The following is a 19,443-nucleotide window of genomic DNA, read 5'->3' as shown; positions in this document are numbered from 1 at the left end:
CCCGATGACCGTCGACCAGGCCTCCGCGCTGTCGGAGGCCGCTGACGCGGTGCACGAGGACTCCGCTGCGGCTCCGGACGCCTCACCCGCTCCCACCCCGGAGGTGACACCCGGCGGTGTGATCACCCGACGTGCGGCCTCGGCCCCGTTCCAGGTCAGCCTGGACGTCTTCTCCGGGCCGTTCGACCTGCTGCTCGGCCTGATCTCCAAGCACAAGCTCGACGTCACCGAGATCGCGCTCGCCAAGGTCACCGACGACTTCATGGCCCACATCCGCCAGGCGCAGGCGGACGACACCGACTGGGACCTCGGCCAGGCGTCGGAGTTCCTGCTGGTGGCGGCCACGTTGCTCGACCTCAAGGCCGCCCGCCTGCTGCCGCAGACCGGACCGGACGACGACGAGGACCTCGCACTCATCGAGGCGCGCGACCTCCTGTTCGCCCGGCTGCTGCAGTACCGCGCGTTCAAGGAGGTCGCGGGCACGTTCGCGCACCGGATGGAGACCTACGGCCGCATGACCGCCCGCCAGGCAGGGCTGGAAGAACGGTTCGCCGGCCTGCTGCCCGAGCTGGTCATGAACGTCACGCCCGAGCAGCTCGCGATCATCGCTGCCAAGGCGATGACCCCCAAGCCCGAGCCGACCGTGGGGCTCGCCCATCTGCACGCCGCGCAGGTCAGCGTGCGCGAGGAAGCGGTCAAGGTCGTCGAGCGCATGCGCGAGCGGCGTACGGCGTCCTTCCGCACGCTGGTCGAGGACGCCGACTCGACCCTCGTGATCGTCGCGCGGTTCCTCGCCCTGCTCGAGCTGTTCAAGGAGGCGGCGATCGCCTTCGAGCAGGAGGAGGCGCTCGGCGAGCTCGTGGTCCGCTGGACCGGCGACGACGACGGCCAGGTCCAGGTGAGCGACGAGTTCGACGAGGGCGACACCGACCAGCCCGACGCACCGCCGGCGGTCGGCGACGCCGGCGACACCCCGCACGACGAACGAGAGGACGCGCGTGAGCGACGACCCGACACCCCCTGACGACGCACCGGACGACCCGACCGTCGGGCACGACGACGTGGCGGGGGAGCCTGCTGAGCAGGAGCCCGACCAGATCGCGTTCGACATCAACGACTTCCCGGGCGGCGCCCGTACCGCCATCGAGTCGGTGCTGATGGTCGTCGACCAGCCCGTCACCGACGAAGAGCTCGCCGGCGCGCTCGAGATGGCGCCCGACGACGTGCTCGCCCACCTGCGCGACCTCGAGCGCGAGTACGACGAGCAGCAGCGTGGCTTCACCCTGCGCGCCATCAACGGCGGCTGGCGCATATACAGCCGGGCCGACTACGCCCCGGTCATCGAGAAGTTCCTGCTCGACGGCCAGCACGCCAAGCTCACCCAGGCGTCCCTCGAGACGCTCGCCGTCATCGCCTACCGGCAGCCGATCTCCCGCTCGCGTGTGAGCGCAGTGCGTGGGGTCAACGTCGACGGCGTCATCCGCACCCTGCTCACGCGCGGGCTCATCCACGAGCTCGGCCAGGACACCGAAGGAGGCGCGATGCTCTACGGCACGACGCCCTACTTCCTCCAGCGACTCGGGCTCGGCTCGCTCGAGGAGCTGCCCCCGCTCGCACCACATCTGCCCGGTGCAGACGTGATCGACGAGCTCGTCGAGCAGGGCCACGGATGAGCCCGGCCCAGCCCCGCCAGGGCGGCGGTCGCAAGCCCAGCGGCGGCGGCAAGAGCCCCCGCCAGGGCGCGCAGCGCGGTCAGCGTCGCAGCGGCAACGCCGGCACGACCAAGCGCAGCCAGCCCACGCAGCCGCCGCGCGAGCGCACCCCGCGCAAGGAGGCCGTCGACGTCCACGACCCCGACGGCGTACGCCTCCAGAAGCTCCTCGCGTCAGCGGGCGTCGGCAGCCGACGCACCTGCGAGAACCTCATCCTCGAGGGGCGCGTCTCGGTCGACGACAACGTCGTGACCGAGCTCGGCGTGCGCATCGACCCGCTCAAGCAGGTCGTGCACGTCGACGGTGAGCGCGTGCAGCTCGACGGCTCGCGCATCTACCTGGCGTTCAACAAGCCCTACAACGTCGTGTCGACCATGAGCGACGAGCTCGGACGGCCATCGGTCGGTGACTACGTCGAGCAGCGCAAGGAGAGGCTGTTCCACGTCGGCCGGCTCGACTACGACACCGAGGGTCTCCTGCTGCTCACCAACGACGGCGAGCTCGCCAACCGGCTGCAGCACCCGTCGTACGGCGTGCAGAAGACCTACGTCGCGATGGTCCCGGGCCCGATCCCGCGTGACCTCGGCAAGCAGCTGCGCGAGGGGGTCGAGCTCGAGGACGGGCCGGTGTCGGTCGACTCGTTCAAGGTCGTGGACTCCCAGCCCGGCAAGGCGCTGGTCCAGGTCGTGCTGCACGAGGGTCGCAAGCACGTCGTACGCCGCATGCTCGAGGCCGTCGGCCACCCGGTCGAGAGTCTCGTACGCACCGACGTCGGCCCGGTCAAGCTCGGAGAGCTGCGCGCCGGCAAGCTGCGGCCCCTGACCCCGCGCGAGGTGGCTGCGCTCTACAAGGCCGCCGGTCTGTGACCGAGCACGTCCGTGTCGTCGGCACCGGCCTGCTCGGCACCTCGATCGGGATCGCGTTGTCCCGCAAGGGTATTCGCGTGTCGCTGCACGACATCTCGCCGACCGCGGTCGCGCTGGCGCGTGACCTCGGCGCTGGTGTTGTCGACGACGACACGGCGCCCGATCTCGTCGTGGTGGCCGCGCCGCCCGACGTCGCCGGTCAGGTCGTGGCCGACGAGCTCGAGCGATGGCCCGACGCGTTCGTCACGGACGTCGCCTCGGTCAAGGCCACCGTCCTCGACGACGTCACCGCACGCGCCCCCGCGCACGTGGGCCGCTACGTCGGATCACACCCGATGGCCGGTCGCGAACGCTCGGGTGCGGTCGCGGCGCAGGCCGACCTGTTCGAGGGGCGCACCTGGGTGATCTGCCCCCACGACCGAAGTGCGCGCGAGGCGCACGACCTCGTACGCCGCATGGCTCTCGCCGCGGGTGCCGTCCCGACGGTCATGGGTGCGCGTGAGCACGACGCGGCCGTGGCCACGGTGTCGCACCTTCCGCAGGTCGCGGCGAGCCTGGTCGCGGCCCGGCTTCGCGAGGTGCCCGAGGACGCGGTCGCTCTCGCCGGGCAGGGGGTGCGCGACGTCACGCGGATCGCGGCGTCCGATCCGTTGCTGTGGACCCAGATCCTCGCGGCCAACGCCGAGGCGCTGCTGCCGGTGGTCGACCATCTCGTGGCCGATCTCGACGCGGTCCGGTCCGCGCTGCAGCAGGTCGCGCACGACCGTGCGACCGAGGGAGCGAGGGGCGTGCTCGCGCAGGCCATCGCGCACGGTCAGCTGGGCAGGGCCCGCATCCCCGGCAAGCACGGCGCACCGCCGACGACCTACGCCACGCTGATCGCCGTCATCCCCGACGAGCCGGGCTCCCTCGCTCGCCTGTTCGCCGACGTGGGCGACGCCGGCGTCAGCATCGAGGACGTCCGCATCGAGCACGCTCGCGGCGGGCCGGTCGGTCTGGCCGAGCTCTACGTCGTCCCGGCGGCCATCGAGCCGTTGCGTGAGGCGCTCGTCGCCGCCGGCTGGAACGTCCACGACTGAGGTCGGACGATGTGCGGCGCGTCGTCGCTCGGCAGTAACCTGACCGCCGTGACGACGACACCTGCACCCGACCAGCTCGTGATCGCCATCGACGGACCTTCGGGCTCGGGGAAGTCGTCCGTGTCGCGGGCGGTCGCCCGTGCGCTCGGCGTCGGCTTCCTCGACACCGGCTCGATGTACCGCGCGCTCACCTGGTGGTGCCTCGAGCAGGGCACCGACCTGTCCGATGTCGCTGCCGTCGCTCAGGCCTCGCGCGACCTCCCGCTGCAGATCGGCACCGACCCCGACGCGCCGACCACCGCCGTCGGTGGTCACAACGTCGACGCCGCCATCCGCGAGAGCCGCATCTCCGAGGCGGTCTCGCAGGTCGCCACCAACCTCGACGTGCGCGCCGACATGCTCCAGCGCCAGCGCGCGCTCATCGCCGACACCGCGGCGCGCACGGGCGGCGTCGTGGCCGAGGGTCGCGACATCACGACCGTCGTCGCACCCGACGCCGACGTCCGCGTGCTGCTCACCGCGTCGGAGGAGGCACGGCTCGCCCGGCGCTCCAAGGAGCTGCACGGCGATGCCGGCTCGGCGTCGGTCGAAGCGACGCGCGCCCAGGTGGTCCAGCGTGACGCACGAGACTCGACGGTCTCCCAGTTCACGGTCGCCGCCGACGGTGTCACGACAGTCGACACCTCCGACCTCGACTTCGACCAGTCCGTGGCCGCGGTGCTCGACGTGGTGGCCGCCCGGGGCGAGCGTGTCTGAGGTCCCGGGCCCGCAGGGGGCGCGCGCGGGACGGCTGCTCGGCCAGGTCATCGCGCCTGTCCTGTACGACGCCCGCCACCGCGGCACCCACCACGTGCCGCGCACGGGCCCGGTCGTCCTGGTGTCCAACCACTCCGGCTTCCTCGACGGACCGCTGGTCTACTGCCTGGCACCCAGGCCGGTGCACTTCCTGGTCAAGAAGTCCTACTTCTCCTCGGCGTGGGGCGCCCTGCTGCGCGCGGTCGGTCAGATCCCGATCGATCAGAACAGCGGCGACCGGCAGGCGCTCACGGCGGCGCGGGCCGTCCTCGCGCGCGGCGGCGCGGTCGGTGTCTTTCCCGAGGGCACTCGCGGGGCCGGCGATGTCCGGGCCGTCCAGCAAGGCGCCGCGTGGCTCGCACTGCAGGCTGACGCCCTCGTCGTACCCGTGGCCTGCCTCGGCACCCGTGGTGCTGGTGCCACACGCAGCTCCTGGCCGCGGCTGCGCGGACACCTCGAAGTGGTGTTCGGCGAGCCGTTCAGCGTGCGACCCGACGGTGACGTCACAGGCCGCGAGCGGCTGCGACTGGCGTCCGAGACGTTGCGTTCGCGTCTGGCCGCTCACGTCGCCGACTCGGTCGAGCGCACCGGCATGGCACTGCCCGGCGACCGGCCTGCACCGGACAGCTGATCGCGTACGCGACAATGGAGGCTGCCCACCGGCACCTCACCTCCGACTCAAGGACTCATCCCGTGTCTGACCACCCCTCCGACGACGTCTCGTCGACCCCGGCCGAGAGCGTCGAGCACGACGCCTCGGTCGAGCAGGCGCTCCGCGTCGGCCTCGAGGACTTCGACCTCAGCGAGGAGGACCGCGCGCTGCTGGAGGCCGACGGTCCGGCCGCGGGCGACCTCGACGCGGGCGAGTCACGTCCGGTCGTCGCCGTCGTCGGCCGGCCCAACGTCGGCAAGTCGACCCTCGTCAACCGCATCCTCGGCCGCCGCGAGGCGGTCGTCGAGGACGTGCCGGGCGTCACCCGCGACCGCGTCGCCTACGAGGCCGAGTGGTCAGGGCGCCGTTTCACCCTGGTCGACACGGGCGGCTGGGAGGTCGACGCCACCGGCATCCACCTGCGGGTGGCCGAGCAGGCGGAGGTCGCCGTCGAGCTGGCGGACGCCGTCATGTTCGTCGTCGACGCGACCGTCGGTGCCACCGACACCGACGAAGCCGTCGTCAAGCTGCTGCGCCGCTCGGGCAAGCCTGTCGTCCTGATCGCCAACAAGGTCGACGACCAGCGCACCGAGGCCGACGCCGCGATGCTGTGGTCGTTCGGGCTGGGCCAGCCCTACCCCGTGTCGGCCCTGCACGGCCGGGGGAGCGGCGACGCGCTCGACGCGATCCTCGATGTGCTGCCCGAGCGGTCCTCGGTCTCCGGCGCGTACGCCCAGGGCGGCCCCCGTCGCGTCGCGCTGCTCGGTCGGCCCAACGTCGGCAAGTCCTCGCTGCTCAACAAGCTGGCGGGCGAGGAGCGCGTCGTCGTCGACAACGTCGCCGGCACCACGCGAGACCCGGTCGACGAGATGATCGAGATCGCCGGCACGACATGGCGGTTCGTCGACACCGCCGGTATCCGCCGCCGTGTGCACCTGACCCGGGGAGCGGACTTCTACGCATCGCTGCGCACGCAGACGGCCCTCGAGAAGGCCGAGGTCGCCGTCGTCCTGATCGATGCCGAGGACCGCATCGCCGAGCAGGACATCCGTGTCGTCCAGCAGGTCATCGACTCCGGGCGTGCACTCGTCCTGGCGTTCAACAAGTGGGACCTGCTCGACGAGGAGCGCCGTTACTACCTCGAGCGCGAGATCGAGAAGGAGCTCGTGCAGGTGCCGTGGGCACCGCGCGTCAACATCTCGGCGCACACCGGTCGCCACGTCGAGCGACTGGTGCCGGCCCTCGAGACCGCCCTCGACTCCTGGGACCAGCGCATCCCGACCGGCCGGCTCAACTCCTTCTTCGGCGAGATCGTCGCGGCGCACCCGCACCCCGTGCGCGGAGGCAAGCAGCCCCGCATCCTGTTCGCCACGCAGGCGTCGACGCGGCCGCCGCGCTTCGTGCTGTTCGCGTCGGGATTCATCGAGGCCGGCTACCGCCGCTTCCTCGAGCGTCGTCTGCGTGAGGAGTTCGGGTTCGAGGGCAGCCCGATCGAGCTCTCGGTCCGTGTCCGCGAGAAGCGTCGCCGCTCCTAGCCGGCCCGAACGGCTTACTCCCTGAACGGAATTCGTGATCTGATCACCGGCACGTCGTAGCCGGCCGCCATGAGTGCGGCGCGGATGGAGTCGGTGGCCGCCTGCCCGTTGGGCGAAGGGGAGACCGCCACGGCGCGGATGGGCAGCGGCTGCGCCTGGGTGGCGACCGGCGTACCGGCTCCACCGGTGAGCACCAGATAGGGCGCCATGCCGTACCTCGTCGGACGGAATCGGGTCAGGTCGGGTGGCAGGGTGCTCGTGACAGCGGCGCTCGGGACCTGGTGCATCCCGACGCAGTACCTCGTCTCGCGCTCGTCCACGAAGCCCTCGTGCTTGATCAGCATGAGCGCGGCCTCCATGTCGTCACGCAGACCGGCCAGCGGCGCGACCAGGTCTTCGGCGCCGCCGCCGTCGGCGAGGTGCCGCTGGGCGATCCGCAGCTCCTCCGGCAGCTCGTCGAACACCGCGTCGAGGAGCAGCTGCTGGTCGGACGCGCTGTAGCGCACCGGACGCCAGGGCCAGCGCTGCACCCGTACGTCGTGCGGGTCGGAGTCAGCACGACCGAGGACACTGAGCTCCTGCTCCGGGTCCAGACCCACGGCGTACGACTCGCCGCGCCCGCCGTACAGACGCCACATGGCCAGCAGATCGCGACTGCGTGCGGCGCTGAGGATGAAGAAGGTCCCCGGCGAGGGGCCCTGGTCAGGACCGCCCGGTCGAGCGTCCTCGGCTCGGTCGGCGAAGGGCAGCAGCATCTCGTAGCGAGGGTCTTCGCGCGTCCGGCGCTGCAGCTCCTCGACAAGCATCCGAGCACCGAGCGTGACCTCGCCGGCGTCGTTGAGGAACGACGACGCCGTGCACCACAGTGTGTCCGACTGCACGATGGACAGCAGGCCAGGACCGTCGGTGTAGTGCCACACCAGCCCGTCGGTGACAGTCTCGGTCGGCTCCATGTCCCGAGCGTACGAGGCGTGCCCGGCCCGATTGGGTGAGCGGGGCGCGCCTGCGCTAAGGTTCAGGTCGCCCACGAAGCGGTTTCGGCCGGATCGTGGGCATCGGGCTGTGGCGCAGTTTGGTAGCGCACTTGACTGGGGGTCAAGGGGTCGCAGGTTCAAATCCTGTCAGCCCGACCACATCCGTCGGTTTACCAGCGGAAACGCGGTCACCGAGGTGGTGGAGAAGGTCCGATCAGGACCGATGTCACCGCTGGAGTCACCGCAAGATCAGCAGAAGGCCCCGACACCACGCGGTGTCGGGGCCTTCTCGTTGGCCCCTCACGGTACCGCTGTTGGCCGACGCGCGGCCGGGAACGGCTGGGAGGGCGACCGGGTACGCGGAGCGCCTGCTGACCGCCGGGAATCGACGAACATAGGCTGACCCACAACACGACATGGCGCGACGAAGGGAACGGTGTGGCTCGGCTCACCCTGAAGGCCATCGAGGAGCGAGTCGCGCCGCTCGGCGGTCGTGACTCCTACGACCGCGAGTTCATCTTCGAGCTGTTGCTCGCGTACGGGAAGCCGCAGAGCAACGTCACCCGCCTGCGCAACGGCTCACTGAACATCGCCGCGGACCCGACAACCGAGGTCGCGCAGAAGAACGTCGTCTACTTCAAGGAGACGACCGACGACCCCCTAGCCGTGATCGACGAGCTGAAGACCTCGCCCGCGGTGGTGCGGTACAGCACCCGCTTCGTCATCGTCACCGACTACGACGAGCTGCTCGCGGTCGACACCAAGACCGGCGAGAACCTGATGATCCCGATCCGGGACATCGACCAGCACTTCACCTTCTTCCTGCCCTGGGCAGGCATGGAGAAGGCCCAGTACGTGTCCGAGGCCCACGCCGACGTCAAGGCCGCTGAGCGGATGGGCAAGCTCTTCGACGAGCTCCTCGCGGCCAACCCCGGCGTGATGGATGGGGTGCAGGGGCGCCACGCTCTCAACGTCTTCTTCACCCGGCTGCTGTTCTGCTTCTTCGCCGAGGACACCGGGATCTTCACCGAGACCCAGTTCACCAATGCGGTCGGCTCGCACACGCAGGCGGACGGTTCGGACGTCCACGACTTCCTGGCGGCACTGTTCACGGCCCTGGACACCGAGGAGCCCGCGGACAAGCCGAGGCACCTGGCGGCGTTCCCCTACGTCAACGGCCGGCTCTTCACGATGAGCACAGGTATCACGGTGCCGAGGTTTACGAAGGCCGCTCGCGACCGGTTGATCGAGCTCGGCACGCTGAACTGGAGCGAGATCAACCCCGACATCTTCGGCTCCATGTTCCAGGCGATCGTCGCGCCCGGCACGCGCTCGGACCTCGGCCAGCACTACACCTCGGTGCCGAACATCCTCAAGACGATCGAGCCGCTCTTCCTCGACGGCATCCGCGACCAGCTCGACGCCGGCTTCGACAGTGTCCGGAAGCTCGAGGCACTGCTGGAGCGGATCAGTGCGATCAAGGTGTTCGACCCGGCCTGTGGCTCCGGCAACTTCCTGGTCATCGCCTACAAGGAGCTGCGCAAGGTCGAGCACGCGATCCTGGAGCGCCTCGCTGAGCTCTCCCCGAAGCACCAGGTGCTGTTTGCAGAGTCGAGGATCAACATCGAGAACTTCTACGGCATCGAGATCGACGACTTCGCCGTCGAGGTCGCGATCCTCTCCCTGTGGATCGCCAAGCACCAGATGAACACCGAGTTCAAGGAGAAGTTCAACGTCTCCATCCCGTTGATCCCACTCAAGGAAACTGGTCAGATCCAAGCAGGGAACGCGACTCGCGTCGACTGGAACACGGTCTGCCCGAACGACGGTGGCGAGATCTACCTGATCAGCAACCCTCCTTACAAGGGCGCTAAGGCACAGACCGCCGACATGAAGGCGGACTTCCCGTTCGCCTTCGGACGACGCCCCTTCAACAGGAATCTCGACTACATCGCGCTCTGGTTCGTCAAGGGCGCTGACTACATCGAAGGCACTCGCGCCGAGCTGGCCTTCGTAACTACCAACTCCGTATCTCAGGGCGAGCATGTCGGCCTGATGTTCCCGATGATCTTCGCTAAGGGCCTCGAGATCGGGTACGCCTACACGTCGTTCAAGTGGGAGAACAACGCGACACGCAATGCTGGCGTGACCGTCGCGGTCATCAACCTTCGCGCGGGGCGACCCGGCCCGAAGTACATCTACACCGACGACCTTCAGATAGCTGTGACGAACATCAACGGCTACTTGGCAGACGGCGCAAACATCTTCATTGGTAGACGCAGCAGCCCACTGGGCGCGCGCCGCCCGATCATGGTGTTTGGATCCATGCCCCGCGCGCGCGGGTTGGTGATCACTCCCGATGAGCGGAGAAGGATGATCGCCCAGGATCCGGCGGCCGCCGATTTCATGAAGGCGTATGTAGGGACCAGGGAGCACTTGGATGGACTCGAACGGTACTGCCTATGGATCGCCGACGACCACGTGGATATGGCACGATCCGTTCCATCGATCGCAGACCGTCTTGCCCAGGTGACTGAGGAACGAGGTAAGAGCGAGGCAGCCAGCACCGCTGCGTATGCAGCCAAGCCCCATCGGTTCGTCCAGATCAGCTACAAGCCGACGAACTCAATCCTTGTGCCCAAGGTGTCATCAGAGCGACGCGAGTACATACCATCGGGATTCGTTGGGGCAGACACGGTGATTTCCGATCTTGCTTTCGCGATTTACGACGCCGAGCCTTGGGCCTTCGGGCTTATCACGTCACGAATTCACATGGCTTGGGCCCGAGCAGTGGGCGGACAACACGAGTCTCGACTTCGATACTCGAACACGCTTGTCTACAACAACTTCCCGGTACCTCTCCTCTCGGATGCGATGAAGGAGAGGCTCACTGTCGCCGCTTTGCGTGTGCTCGACGTACGTGAGTACCACTGCGAACGAACTCTCGCTGAGCTGTATGACCCGGACCTGATGCCCGAGGACCTCCGGCGGGCGCACGCCGAGGTGGACGCGCTGGTCGACTCGATCTACTCCAAGCGCGGGTACGAGACGGACGAGCAGCGGTTGTCGGACCTGTTCGCTATGTATGAGTCGATGACTGCCGAGGAGGCTGCCAAGGCCCCCGCGAAGAAGACGAGGGGTGCACGCAAGTGAACGCGAGCAAGAAGCCGATCGACATCGTCGATGTGACTTACGCCCAGACGGGCGCGTCGGTCAACGTTGACCCGATGGGCATGCGCGAGATGCAGCAGCGTGTCTTCGCCAAGCGCGACGCGCAGCATCTGCTCATCAAGGCACCGCCGGCGTCGGGCAAGTCTCGCGCTCTGATGTTCGTGGGCCTCGACAAGCTCTACAACCAGGGCCGCAAGAAGGTCATCGTCGCGGTGCCGGAGCGCTCCATCGGCGGCTCGTTCGCCTCGACCAACCTGACGAAGTTCGGTTTCTTCGCCGACTGGGAGGTCAAGCCCGAGCACAATCTCTGTGACCCGGGCTCGTCCCAGGGCAAGGTCGGCGCCTTCATCGACTTCCTCAACGGCACCGACGCCATCCTGATCTGCACCCACGCGACCCTACGGTTCACCTTCGAGAAGCTTGCCCCCGACGCTTTTAACGGCACAGTGCTCGCGATCGATGAGTTCCACCACGTTTCGGCCGATACCGAGGCCAGCCGGCTCGGGGCGCTGCTACGCGAGGTGATGAATGGCTCCGACGTGCACATCGTCGCGATGACCGGCTCGTACTTCCGCGGCGACTCGGTGCCGGTGCTCTCCGCCGAGGACGAGGCTCGGTTTACGCCGGTCACCTTCAACTACTACGACCAGCTCAACGGCTACCAGCACCTGCACTCGCTCGGCATCGGCCACCACTTCTACCAAGGGCGATACACCGACGCGATCAGTGAGGTCTTCGACCTCGACAAGAAGACGATCCTGCACATCCCCAACGTCAACTCGGGAGAGTCGACCAAGGACAAGATCGAAGAGGTCGGGTTCATCATCGATGCGATCGGCCACGTGGAGTCCACCGACCCAGACACCGGCATCATCACCATCCGCCGGTCCGACACCGGAGCGACGTTGCGCCTGGCCGACCTCGTCGACGACACCGACCAGAAGAAGCGCGCCGACACGTTGCACTACCTGTCGACGGTCGCATCGAAGGATCGCGGCGCCGTCGACGTAATCCTCGCGCTCGGCATGGCCAAGGAGGGATTCGACTGGCCCCACGCCGAACACGCGCTCACCGTGGGGTATCGCGCCTCGCTGACCGAGGTCATCCAGATCATCGGCCGGGTCACTCGCGACTCGCCGGGCAAGGACCATGCCCAGTTCACCAACCTCATCGCCGAACCCGACGCCTCGCAGAGCGAGGTCAAGGTGTCGGTCAACAACATGCTCAAGGCGATCACAGCCTCGCTGCTCATGGAGCAGGTGCTCGCGCAGAACTTCGAGTTCAAGACCAAGCGCACCGGCGACGACGACGCCACCCCGCCGGGCGTCATCAAGATCAAGGGCTTCAAGGAGCCCTCCTCCGAGCGGGTGAAGCAGATCGTCGAGACCGACCTCAACGACCTGAAGGCGACCATCCTGCAGGACGACACGTTCGCGAAGGCTGCCTTCGGATCGGTGGACGCGGAGACGACCAACAAAGTCCTGATCCCCAAGATCATCCGCGAGAAGTACCCCGACTTGGACGAGACGCAGATCGAGGAGTTGCGCCAGCAGGTCGTCGTGGACTCGGTGATCAAGAACGGCGAGGTCCGTCAGGTCGGTGACAAGCGCTTCATCCGGATGTCGGAGAAGTTCGTGAACATCGACGACATCAACATCAACCTGATCGACTCCGTCAACCCGTTCCAGCGCGCCTTCGAGGTGATCTCGAAGTCCGTCACGCCGTCCGTGCTGCGGATCATCTCCGACGCGATCACGGCAACTCGGGTCGAGATCACCGAAGAGGAAGCACTCGCGGCGTGGCCGAAGATCCAACAGTGGGCCAAAGTGAACGGTCGCAAACCCAATGTCCGCGCCGACGAGCCGACCGAGAGGCGGTACGCCGAGATCCTACTCTTCCTGCAGAAGAAGAAGCAGGAGCGCCAGGCCGCCCAGCGCGAGACCGAGATGGTGGACGAGGCATGAGCCCCGAAGATGCACTCGAGGCGGAACGGGCAGCCCCGGCTAGCCTCGACGACCTGCTGGACTCAGACGTCGACGGCCTGCTCGACGCACCCGTGAAGCAGGCCAAGGTCACCCATACCGATCGGCTTGAGCGAGCCTTTCTAGAAGTTGTCGAGTTCCGACGCACTCAGGGCCGCGTGCCGGACTCCACCACCCGCGAGATCGCCGAACGGAAGCTTGGTGCCCGTCTTGACGGGATCCTGGCGAACGAGGAGAAGATCACGGCGCTCAAACACTTGGACGAGTTCGGGTTGCTGGAGGCGCCGGAAGCACCCGAGTCGATTGACGACCTGCTTGGCGACGACGACCTCGACCTGCTCGGCGATGAGTCGGGGCTGCTGGACGTGTCAGACCTGCCGGTGCGCCGCCAGGTGCACGACAGCGGTGACGTCGCCCGTCGGGAGCAAGCAAAGGACTTTGAGCAGTTTGAGCCGCTGTTCAAACAGAAGCATGTTGAGCTTCGAGCAGGGGCGAGCAAGCTGCTGCCGTACTCGGGCATGGCACAGATCGTTCCGGGAGCCTTCTTCGTCCTGAACGGGGTCATGCTGTTCATTGCCGAGGTCGGCGAGACGGAGTACAAGAAGTCAACAGCGCGCGAGAACAAGCGCGAGCGGCTCCGTTGCATCTTTGAGAACGGAACCGAGTCGTCGATGTACCGACAGTCGCTTGCGATCCGGCTGAGCGACGAGGACGGCCAAGTCGTCGTCCAGGTCGAGCTTCCCGAGATCCTCGACGATGACGAGGTAAGTGGCTACATCTACGTCCTCCGGTCCCTCAGCTCCGATCCGCAGATTGCCGAGCTCAACCACCTGCACAAGATCGGCTTCACACGCGGCTCGGTCGAGGCGCGGATCAAGAACGCCGAGAAGTCACCGACGTATCTCATGGCCCCGGTGGAGGTCGTCGCCAGCTACCGGACGTACAACACCAGGGCCTCGGCGCTCGAAAACCTGCTGCATCGGGTCTTCGCGGAGGTGCGGTTAGACCTCACGCAGGCCGACCAAAAGGGTCGAAGCTACGACCCGGCGGAGTGGTACGTCGTCCCCCGCGTGGTCATCGACCAAGCGATCGACCTGATCATCTCCGGAGACATCGTCAACGTCGTGTACGACCGTTCGGCTGAACGACTCGTCTCCCGTGCCCCTGCCAGTCACGCTGACGACTGAGATGGTGTCTGCGCCTGAGGCGCAAAGCCTCACAGCCAAGCCGGGCACAGCCCAGCCGGGTGCCGTTTAGAGGCGGTTACCGACGGTGGTTCCGCCTCCACCGCCGAAACCATCGAGGAGGCACTGCCGCCGGCGCCTCCGCCACGTCGCCGACCGGCCAGACTCCTGCTGGCTTTGCGTTCGCGAGGCGAACGATCCATTCGGCGCTGGCGCGCCCGTCAGCCCTGTCCAAGGCCATGAGCAACTTCGCGTTGTCGACCTGGTCCGGAGTGACCTTGATCGCCATGACCCCTCGCTTCACGTCGGATGCCCTTCCATCATCGCCGCGCCGACGTGCCAGAGCAACGGCGTCGACTCATGTTCGTGCGGTGCGAGACCGCTACGGAAACAGCAGGCCACCGGGGCACCCCGCCCGCGACGCGGCGGAGGTGTCGGTGTTCTGACAGTCTTGGGCATCATCGGCGAGTCGGAGGTGTCTCTTGATCAAGTCAGCGAACCAGTACCCGGTGCATACGCTCTTCAGCCACGAGGGCAACGTGTTGTACCGGATCCCGCCGTACCAGCGCGAGTACTCCTGGTACAAGGCTCAGTGGGAGAACCTGTTCGAAGACCTGATCGAGGCCGACGGCGCCCACTTCTTGGGCACGATCATCACTCTCGACCAGACGACCGACACGCTGGAGGGCAACATCCTCCACGTGGTCGACGGCCAGCAGCGCCTGACGACCTTGACCCTGCTCCTCGCTGCGGTCTACTCCGTGCTCAAGGAGCACATCGACGAGCTCGACGACGACACCCGGACCGACGTCACGAACCTCGGCCGCCAGCTGGTGCGCAAGGCTGACCAGCAGCCGCGAGTGACACCGCAGAAGCAAGGGCACAATCTCTTCGACTACCTCAAGACGCTCGAGGACGCCGGACTGCCCGTTGAAGGCGAGTGGAAGCCGTACTACCCCAGCCGGCGGATCGCCAAGTGCTACCGCTACTTCCGATCCGCCATCCTGAAGCTGGCCGAGACGGAGGGGCTGACAGAGACGAAGGCTGCGCTTCGGGTGCACGAGGCGGCTCTGCGGGCGGTCATCGTGAAGATCGAGGTTGCCAGCCACGCGGATGCCTTCGTCCTCTTTGAGTCCCTTAACAACCGCGGCATGCCACTCTCGCCCGTCGACCTGATCAAGAACCACCTCCTGGCCGAGTCCGAGAAGAGGCAGATCATGAACGTCGACCAGGCGTTCAAGCACTGGAACGACATGCTGACGAGCCTGGGCGACAGCTACTCCACCCAGGAGCGCTTCCTGAGGCACTACTACAACGCCTTCAAGACGGAGCTCCCCGACGTCCCCAACGCCTCCGTCGCCACCAAGTCCAACCTGATCCGCATCTACGAGAAGCTCCTCGAGCAGGACCTCAAGAAGGTCGTCGACGCACTCGTCGAGGCGAGCAAGATCTACGGCCGCATCAACTGCGTCGTGGAGCTCGACCAGCCGACATCCCTCGACCGGGCCTTCCAGCGGCTCATGCGAGCCCAGGGCGCGCCGTCCTATGTCCTGCTGATGTGGCTCATGACGAAGCAGGAAGAACTGGAGCTGTGCGACACCCAGATCGAAGCCGTTGCTGACCGCCTCACAAGCTTCTTCGTCCGACGCAACCTGACGGGCTACCCGCCCACCTACGCGCTGGCGAAGCTCTTCATGACGACCATCGACGCCGTCAGTGACGCCCGCGGCGACGACGTGCTCAAGCTCGTCGGCGAGAAGCTGAACGCCGTCTCAGCCTCCGACGAGGAGTTCCGGGCTCGCCTTCTCGGTCGCATCTACGAGGAGAACACCGACGTGGCCCGGTTCGTGCTGACCACCCTGGCCGAGGACGCCATGACCAAGGAGACGAAGGTCGACCTGTGGCGACAGGAGAAGAACCACTTCGTCTGGACGATCGAGCACATCCTCCCGCAGGGCGAGAACCTGCCAGCCGCGTGGCAGGAGATGCTCGGCGGCAAGGAAGTCGCCGCCCAGGTACAGGAAGAACACCGACACCGACTCGGCAACCTCACCGTGACGGCCTACAACAGCAACCTCGGCAACAAGTCCTTCATCGAGAAGCGCGACAGACGGGACTCCAAGGGTCGATACATCGGTTACAAGAACGGCCTCTCGCTCAACGCCGAGCTGGCGGCACGGGAGTCGTGGACAGCTGACAACATCGAGGCCCGGACCAAGGTGTTGGCTGAAAGGGTGATCGAGCGGTTCCCGCTAGCCTAATGCGCCGCGTCGCCCCATCAGATCCGCCGCCCTCACTGGGACGTGGTCGTCCTGGGCGACTTCACGGAGTCTGATCGGTCAGTTCTCGACCTGACGCCGCCCGCCAGATGACGTGGTCCAAGGTTCGCGGGCTGACCTCGAGCTCCTGCGCGGCAGCCATGACCAACTCGACCGCGTGGTTGGTGGTGAGCGTCGCGTCGGCTCCAAGCGCCTGCTGCAAGAACCTCAGGACCATGCGGTCCGGCTTCACCGACGGCCGGCCCGCGAGCAGCAGCAGGTAGGAGTACGTCACACCGGAGCGCTGGCTCGGCAGCCTCTTCCATGCGTTGTGGATGGGGTTGTCCGTGGGGCTCGCCCTGACCACCGCGACCAAATCTTCAACAGTGTCGATGTTGTGGTCGACCATGAGCTGGGCGGCCTGCTGGATGACCTCGGCCTTCAGCAGTGCACCTGGCTTCGTGTGCGCAGGCTTCAGGTTGTCCGCGACGGTCTCCGCCCATCCGCGAGCGCCACCGGCCGCAGCCATCGATTGCAGAAGGGCAGCGGCACCGTCGTTGTGTCCGTGTGCTGCCCGATATCGGTTCACCACGTTGACCACTGATCGGTAGTGGGAACCGGTCGAGTAGATCGAGTCGATCAAGCACAACGCGAGACTGCTCGGGTACCCCTCTGGCTCGATCCAGAGCTCCTGCTCTCCGAGTGTGTTCCTGCAGTAGGCCACTAAGGCATCGACGTCCTGCTGGGCGACTGACATCTGCTTCCTCCTGAGCGCCGTGGAGCGACCTCGAGCTGGGCCAACTCTACGGAGCGTCGCGGTGGCATCTGTCGGCGCTCGTTGAGAGAATCTGACATCGGTGAAATGCCTCTATGAGGAAGGCGTCCCGGCTACTTGAGGCCGGGCGAACGCCCGGCCCGGGTTGATCTGAGGGCTAGACAAAGCGCCGCAATGAACGTGGCCGCCCCGACTTAGAGGAGATCGCCATGCACACGACGCAACTCGACAGGCTCGGCTACGACACGAAGGCCATGGGCCTCGTCGGGGGCCTGGACTACGTGCCAGACCTTGTGGACACCGAGGACGGCCTGGTCACGGACTTCGTCCACAGGTCGTTCCTGCAGCTCTCGCAGTTGGACGCACTGGGCGGCGTGAACGCGCTGGGCGGCTCAAGCGACCGTCACGATGGCATCTACTTCGCGCTGGAGGAGGAGATCGACCTCCTCTCGGCAGTGGACCACTTCGGCGACCATGCGCAGCAGCAGCGAGCTCGCGAGCTCATCGCGGCGGGGAAGGTCAGCAACTAACTACCACGCAGGAAGCCCGACAGCTTCGGCTGTCGGGCTTCTTTGTCATGCACACGGTCCGTCTCTGCAACGGTCAGCCCTGCCAAACGTGGCAACTTATCGCACACGAGGGTGCAGCGGACGGGACGGCATGACAGTGGTCGGCACCTCGCTCGGGTCTTCCGAAATCGGAGGTTCCTAGCCGGACACCCGGACTAGGGGCGCTCGCGTTCAGTGGCCAACGGGATGACGTTGTCGTCCCCGAGGTGATCGAACAGGGTTGCCTCCACGGGGCGCTGCCAGGGTAGGTCCCGTGGTTCGTCGACGTAGTTCAACCGCACAACCTTCAGCCCATCCACCTGCTCAGGAAAGTCTCGGTCGAACGTAACCAGCCAGTCGCAACCGTTGAGTACCGCAGTCGCGAGATGTAAGGCGTCGGGCAGCTTCATCGCTAGCTGGAGCCGGTACTCAGTTGCCTTCCGGACGACGGGCGCAGTGACGTCGAGCTGGACGACCTGCTGTGACTGGAGGAGAGAGCGAACCTGATCGAGTTTGGCCATGTGCCGGTCCCGCTCTGCTGGACTCGTGCTGTCGGGAGGCTTGTAGACCTCGCCCATCACGATCACCGACTCGTAGAGCTGAACCTCACCCTGAGCGAGCATGTCCAGCAGTCCGTCGATGTGCTCCGCATTCGGCTCGTTCTTGATGACGGCGATCAGAGCACTGGAGTCCAGGAGCACACGCGGGATCTCAGTCTTCGCCACGGATACTCTCCAGGTACTCGGCGGTCGACATGTCGCCGGTCAGATCTGGCATGAAGCCCCGTAGCTCGCGCCAGGACATGGTCGGCTGCTCGATGACCTTCACCGTGTCGGCAGCGACGTAGTACGTCCGACCCTCATCGTTCTGACGCACCATGCCGTCGACCTCAACGAACTGGAGGAGACCGGCTGCCATCGACTCGGCGAGCGCCGAGGGAAAGCCGATGTGCACCACGCGGCCGCCGGCGTGTGGCCGGATAGAGGCTCTGTTGCCCCGTGTGACGTTCACGCCCGTCAGCTGGCCTCGCACGGATCCGTAGAACTCGCGCACCCAGGGCGTGACTGCCTGCAGTCGTTCGCGCAGCTCGCTGTCGAGCCAGACGACGTTCCCACCGGCCTCGAGCTTGGCGTGCACACCGGAACTGCGGACGAGGTCCTTGGCGTGGTTCACCGCCATGGGCGTCCACTCGGCTGCCAATGGCTCGCCATTCCGCACTTGCGTGAGACCTCGTACCGCAGACCGAGCTGCCTCGATTCCAAGCAAGCGGTTTTCACCGACCGCCGAGAGCCCCGAGATGGCAGACCCAATGCGGAGGTCCGTCACCGTCCACTCGACGTCGACCGTCTCCGCCAGATCATCGAGCAGTTCCAGGAGGTGTCCGCCGGCGGCAAAGAAGTGCACGGCGCGAGCGGGCCGGTCGTCGTCGATTGTGAGCACAATTCCATCGGTCATGACGATCCTCCTCTCCCAGTGTGGCCCATCCTGTCAGGCCAGGACCGGTCCACGGGTCGGCTGAGCGCTGGCGCCGCCTACTTAAGGTCGGGGCTGCCGCGTGCCGGGTCCTGACGATGGCAGCGAGCACCGACGGTGTTCGAGTTGCGCCGCTCGGCGCAGCGGCCGACCGCGGGTGTTCAGCCTAGAGAGGCTCGCCACAACTGAGGCAAGTCGCCTCGCCGTCGTCATACATCATTCCGCAGCAGTACGTCGCCCCACCGCTGACCTCGAAGCAGGCTTCGTGCCAGTCTTCGCCGTTGAAGTCGATATGGCTGTCGTCGGTTTCGATCGGCTCCTCGCACCCTTCGCACAAGAGCGTGGCCATGTCCGCCTCCCAACGTGACTTTCGCCGCGGTCGCTCGCGACGGTCTGATCGTAACTGCGAGCAACTGCATGTCTCGCAAACCTCTCTCTG

Annotated in this window: 17 protein-coding genes and 1 tRNA gene; 13 read left to right on the top strand and 5 right to left on the bottom strand. The window is 66.6% G+C overall.

The features are described from left to right. Window positions 1–4 precede the first annotated feature (4 nt). Genes VV01_RS08310 through der form a run of 7 tightly spaced genes read left to right on the top strand, consistent with a single transcriptional unit; the run spans window position 5 to window position 6,639 of the window. Window positions 5–1,024 carry a segregation and condensation protein A gene (locus VV01_RS08310; RefSeq protein WP_082220890.1) on the top strand — a complete coding sequence of 340 codons (1,020 nt, stop codon included), beginning with the start codon at window positions 5–7 and terminating at the stop codon, window positions 1,022–1,024. Next, window positions 999–1,673: an SMC-Scp complex subunit ScpB gene (scpB, locus tag VV01_RS08305; RefSeq protein ID WP_082220889.1), complete on the top strand. Its 675-nt coding sequence runs from the start codon at window positions 999–1,001 to the stop codon at window positions 1,671–1,673. The genes VV01_RS08310 and scpB overlap by 26 nt, the downstream gene beginning before the upstream one ends. Then, window positions 1,670–2,578, top strand: a complete 909-nt coding sequence (locus tag VV01_RS08300; protein ID WP_050669474.1) for a pseudouridine synthase — start codon at window positions 1,670–1,672, stop codon at window positions 2,576–2,578. The genes scpB and VV01_RS08300 overlap by 4 nt, the downstream gene beginning before the upstream one ends. Further along, window positions 2,575–3,657: a prephenate dehydrogenase gene (locus VV01_RS08295; RefSeq protein WP_050669473.1), complete on the top strand. Its 1,083-nt coding sequence runs from the start codon at window positions 2,575–2,577 to the stop codon at window positions 3,655–3,657. Before VV01_RS08300 ends, VV01_RS08295 begins: the two co-directional genes overlap by 4 nt. 48 nt (window positions 3,658–3,705) lie before the next feature. Then, window positions 3,706–4,413, top strand: a complete 708-nt coding sequence (gene cmk / locus VV01_RS08290) for a (d)CMP kinase (RefSeq protein ID WP_050671808.1) — start codon at window positions 3,706–3,708, stop codon at window positions 4,411–4,413. Then, window positions 4,406–5,083 carry a lysophospholipid acyltransferase family protein gene (locus VV01_RS08285; RefSeq protein ID WP_050669472.1) on the top strand — a complete coding sequence of 226 codons (678 nt, stop codon included), beginning with the start codon at window positions 4,406–4,408 and terminating at the stop codon, window positions 5,081–5,083. Before cmk ends, VV01_RS08285 begins: the two co-directional genes overlap by 8 nt. A 14-nt stretch (window positions 5,084–5,097) precedes the next feature. Continuing rightward, window positions 5,098–6,639, top strand: a complete 1,542-nt coding sequence (gene der, locus VV01_RS08280) for a ribosome biogenesis GTPase Der (protein ID WP_082220887.1) — start codon at window positions 5,098–5,100, stop codon at window positions 6,637–6,639. A 14-nt stretch (window positions 6,640–6,653) separates the two neighbouring features. On the opposite strand, the gene VV01_RS08275 is transcribed toward der, so the two are convergent. Next, window positions 6,654–7,592 (bottom strand): DUF2971 domain-containing protein, encoded by a 939-nt coding sequence (locus tag VV01_RS08275; RefSeq protein ID WP_050669470.1) that lies wholly within the window; start codon window positions 7,590–7,592, stop codon window positions 6,654–6,656. Window positions 7,593–7,695: 103 nt separating this feature from the next. Here VV01_RS08275 and VV01_RS08270 point away from each other — a divergent pair. The 5 genes from VV01_RS08270 (at window position 7,696) to VV01_RS08250 (ending at window position 16,211) form a co-directional block, all read left to right on the top strand. Continuing rightward, window positions 7,696–7,772 (top strand) — tRNA-Pro (locus VV01_RS08270). Window positions 7,773–8,051: 279 nt separating this feature from the next. After that, on the top strand, window positions 8,052–10,766 hold the full coding sequence (locus tag VV01_RS08265; RefSeq protein WP_050669469.1) for a DNA methyltransferase: 2,715 nt from the start codon (window positions 8,052–8,054) through the stop codon (window positions 10,764–10,766). Continuing rightward, the gene (locus VV01_RS08260; protein ID WP_050669468.1) at window positions 10,763–12,748 is read left to right on the top strand and encodes a DEAD/DEAH box helicase; all 1,986 of its coding nucleotides are present in this window, start codon (window positions 10,763–10,765) and stop codon (window positions 12,746–12,748) included. Before VV01_RS08265 ends, VV01_RS08260 begins: the two co-directional genes overlap by 4 nt. Further along, a complete protein-coding gene (locus tag VV01_RS08255) occupies window positions 12,745–13,953 on the top strand; it encodes a GIY-YIG nuclease family protein (RefSeq protein ID WP_050669467.1) in 1,209 nt (402 codons plus the stop codon). Before VV01_RS08260 ends, VV01_RS08255 begins: the two co-directional genes overlap by 4 nt. A 479-nt stretch (window positions 13,954–14,432) precedes the next feature. Continuing rightward, window positions 14,433–16,211: a DUF262 domain-containing protein gene (locus tag VV01_RS08250; protein WP_050669466.1), complete on the top strand. Its 1,779-nt coding sequence runs from the start codon at window positions 14,433–14,435 to the stop codon at window positions 16,209–16,211. 61 nt (window positions 16,212–16,272) lie between these two features. On the opposite strand, the gene VV01_RS08245 is transcribed toward VV01_RS08250, so the two are convergent. Further along, window positions 16,273–16,965: a hypothetical protein gene (locus VV01_RS08245; protein ID WP_050669465.1), complete on the bottom strand. Its 693-nt coding sequence runs from the start codon at window positions 16,963–16,965 to the stop codon at window positions 16,273–16,275. A 227-nt stretch (window positions 16,966–17,192) separates the two neighbouring features. Between VV01_RS08245 and VV01_RS08240 the strand changes: the two genes are divergently transcribed. After that, a complete protein-coding gene (locus VV01_RS08240; RefSeq protein WP_050669464.1) occupies window positions 17,193–17,513 on the top strand; it encodes a hypothetical protein in 321 nt (106 codons plus the stop codon). A gap of 194 nt (window positions 17,514–17,707) precedes the next feature. On the opposite strand, the gene VV01_RS08235 is transcribed toward VV01_RS08240, so the two are convergent. From VV01_RS08235 to VV01_RS08225, 3 genes are all read right to left on the bottom strand, one after another. After that, complete coding sequence (locus tag VV01_RS08235; RefSeq protein ID WP_050669463.1) at window positions 17,708–18,256, bottom strand: type II toxin-antitoxin system VapC family toxin; 549 nt, start codon at window positions 18,254–18,256, stop codon at window positions 17,708–17,710. After that, window positions 18,243–18,986 (bottom strand): hypothetical protein, encoded by a 744-nt coding sequence (locus tag VV01_RS23285; RefSeq protein ID WP_157508777.1) that lies wholly within the window; start codon window positions 18,984–18,986, stop codon window positions 18,243–18,245. The genes VV01_RS08235 and VV01_RS23285 overlap by 14 nt, the downstream gene beginning before the upstream one ends. A 184-nt stretch (window positions 18,987–19,170) precedes the next feature. Beyond that, on the bottom strand, window positions 19,171–19,353 hold the full coding sequence (locus VV01_RS08225) for a hypothetical protein (protein ID WP_050669461.1): 183 nt from the start codon (window positions 19,351–19,353) through the stop codon (window positions 19,171–19,173). Between the last annotated feature and the right edge of the window lie 90 nt (window positions 19,354–19,443).

Origin of the sequence: Luteipulveratus halotolerans (assembly GCF_001247745.1) — a bacterium.
Lineage (GTDB): Bacteria > Actinomycetota > Actinomycetes > Actinomycetales > Dermatophilaceae > Luteipulveratus > Luteipulveratus halotolerans.
The sequence above is the reverse complement of the archived record's forward strand: the minus strand, read 5'-3'. Positions and strand labels throughout refer to the sequence as shown.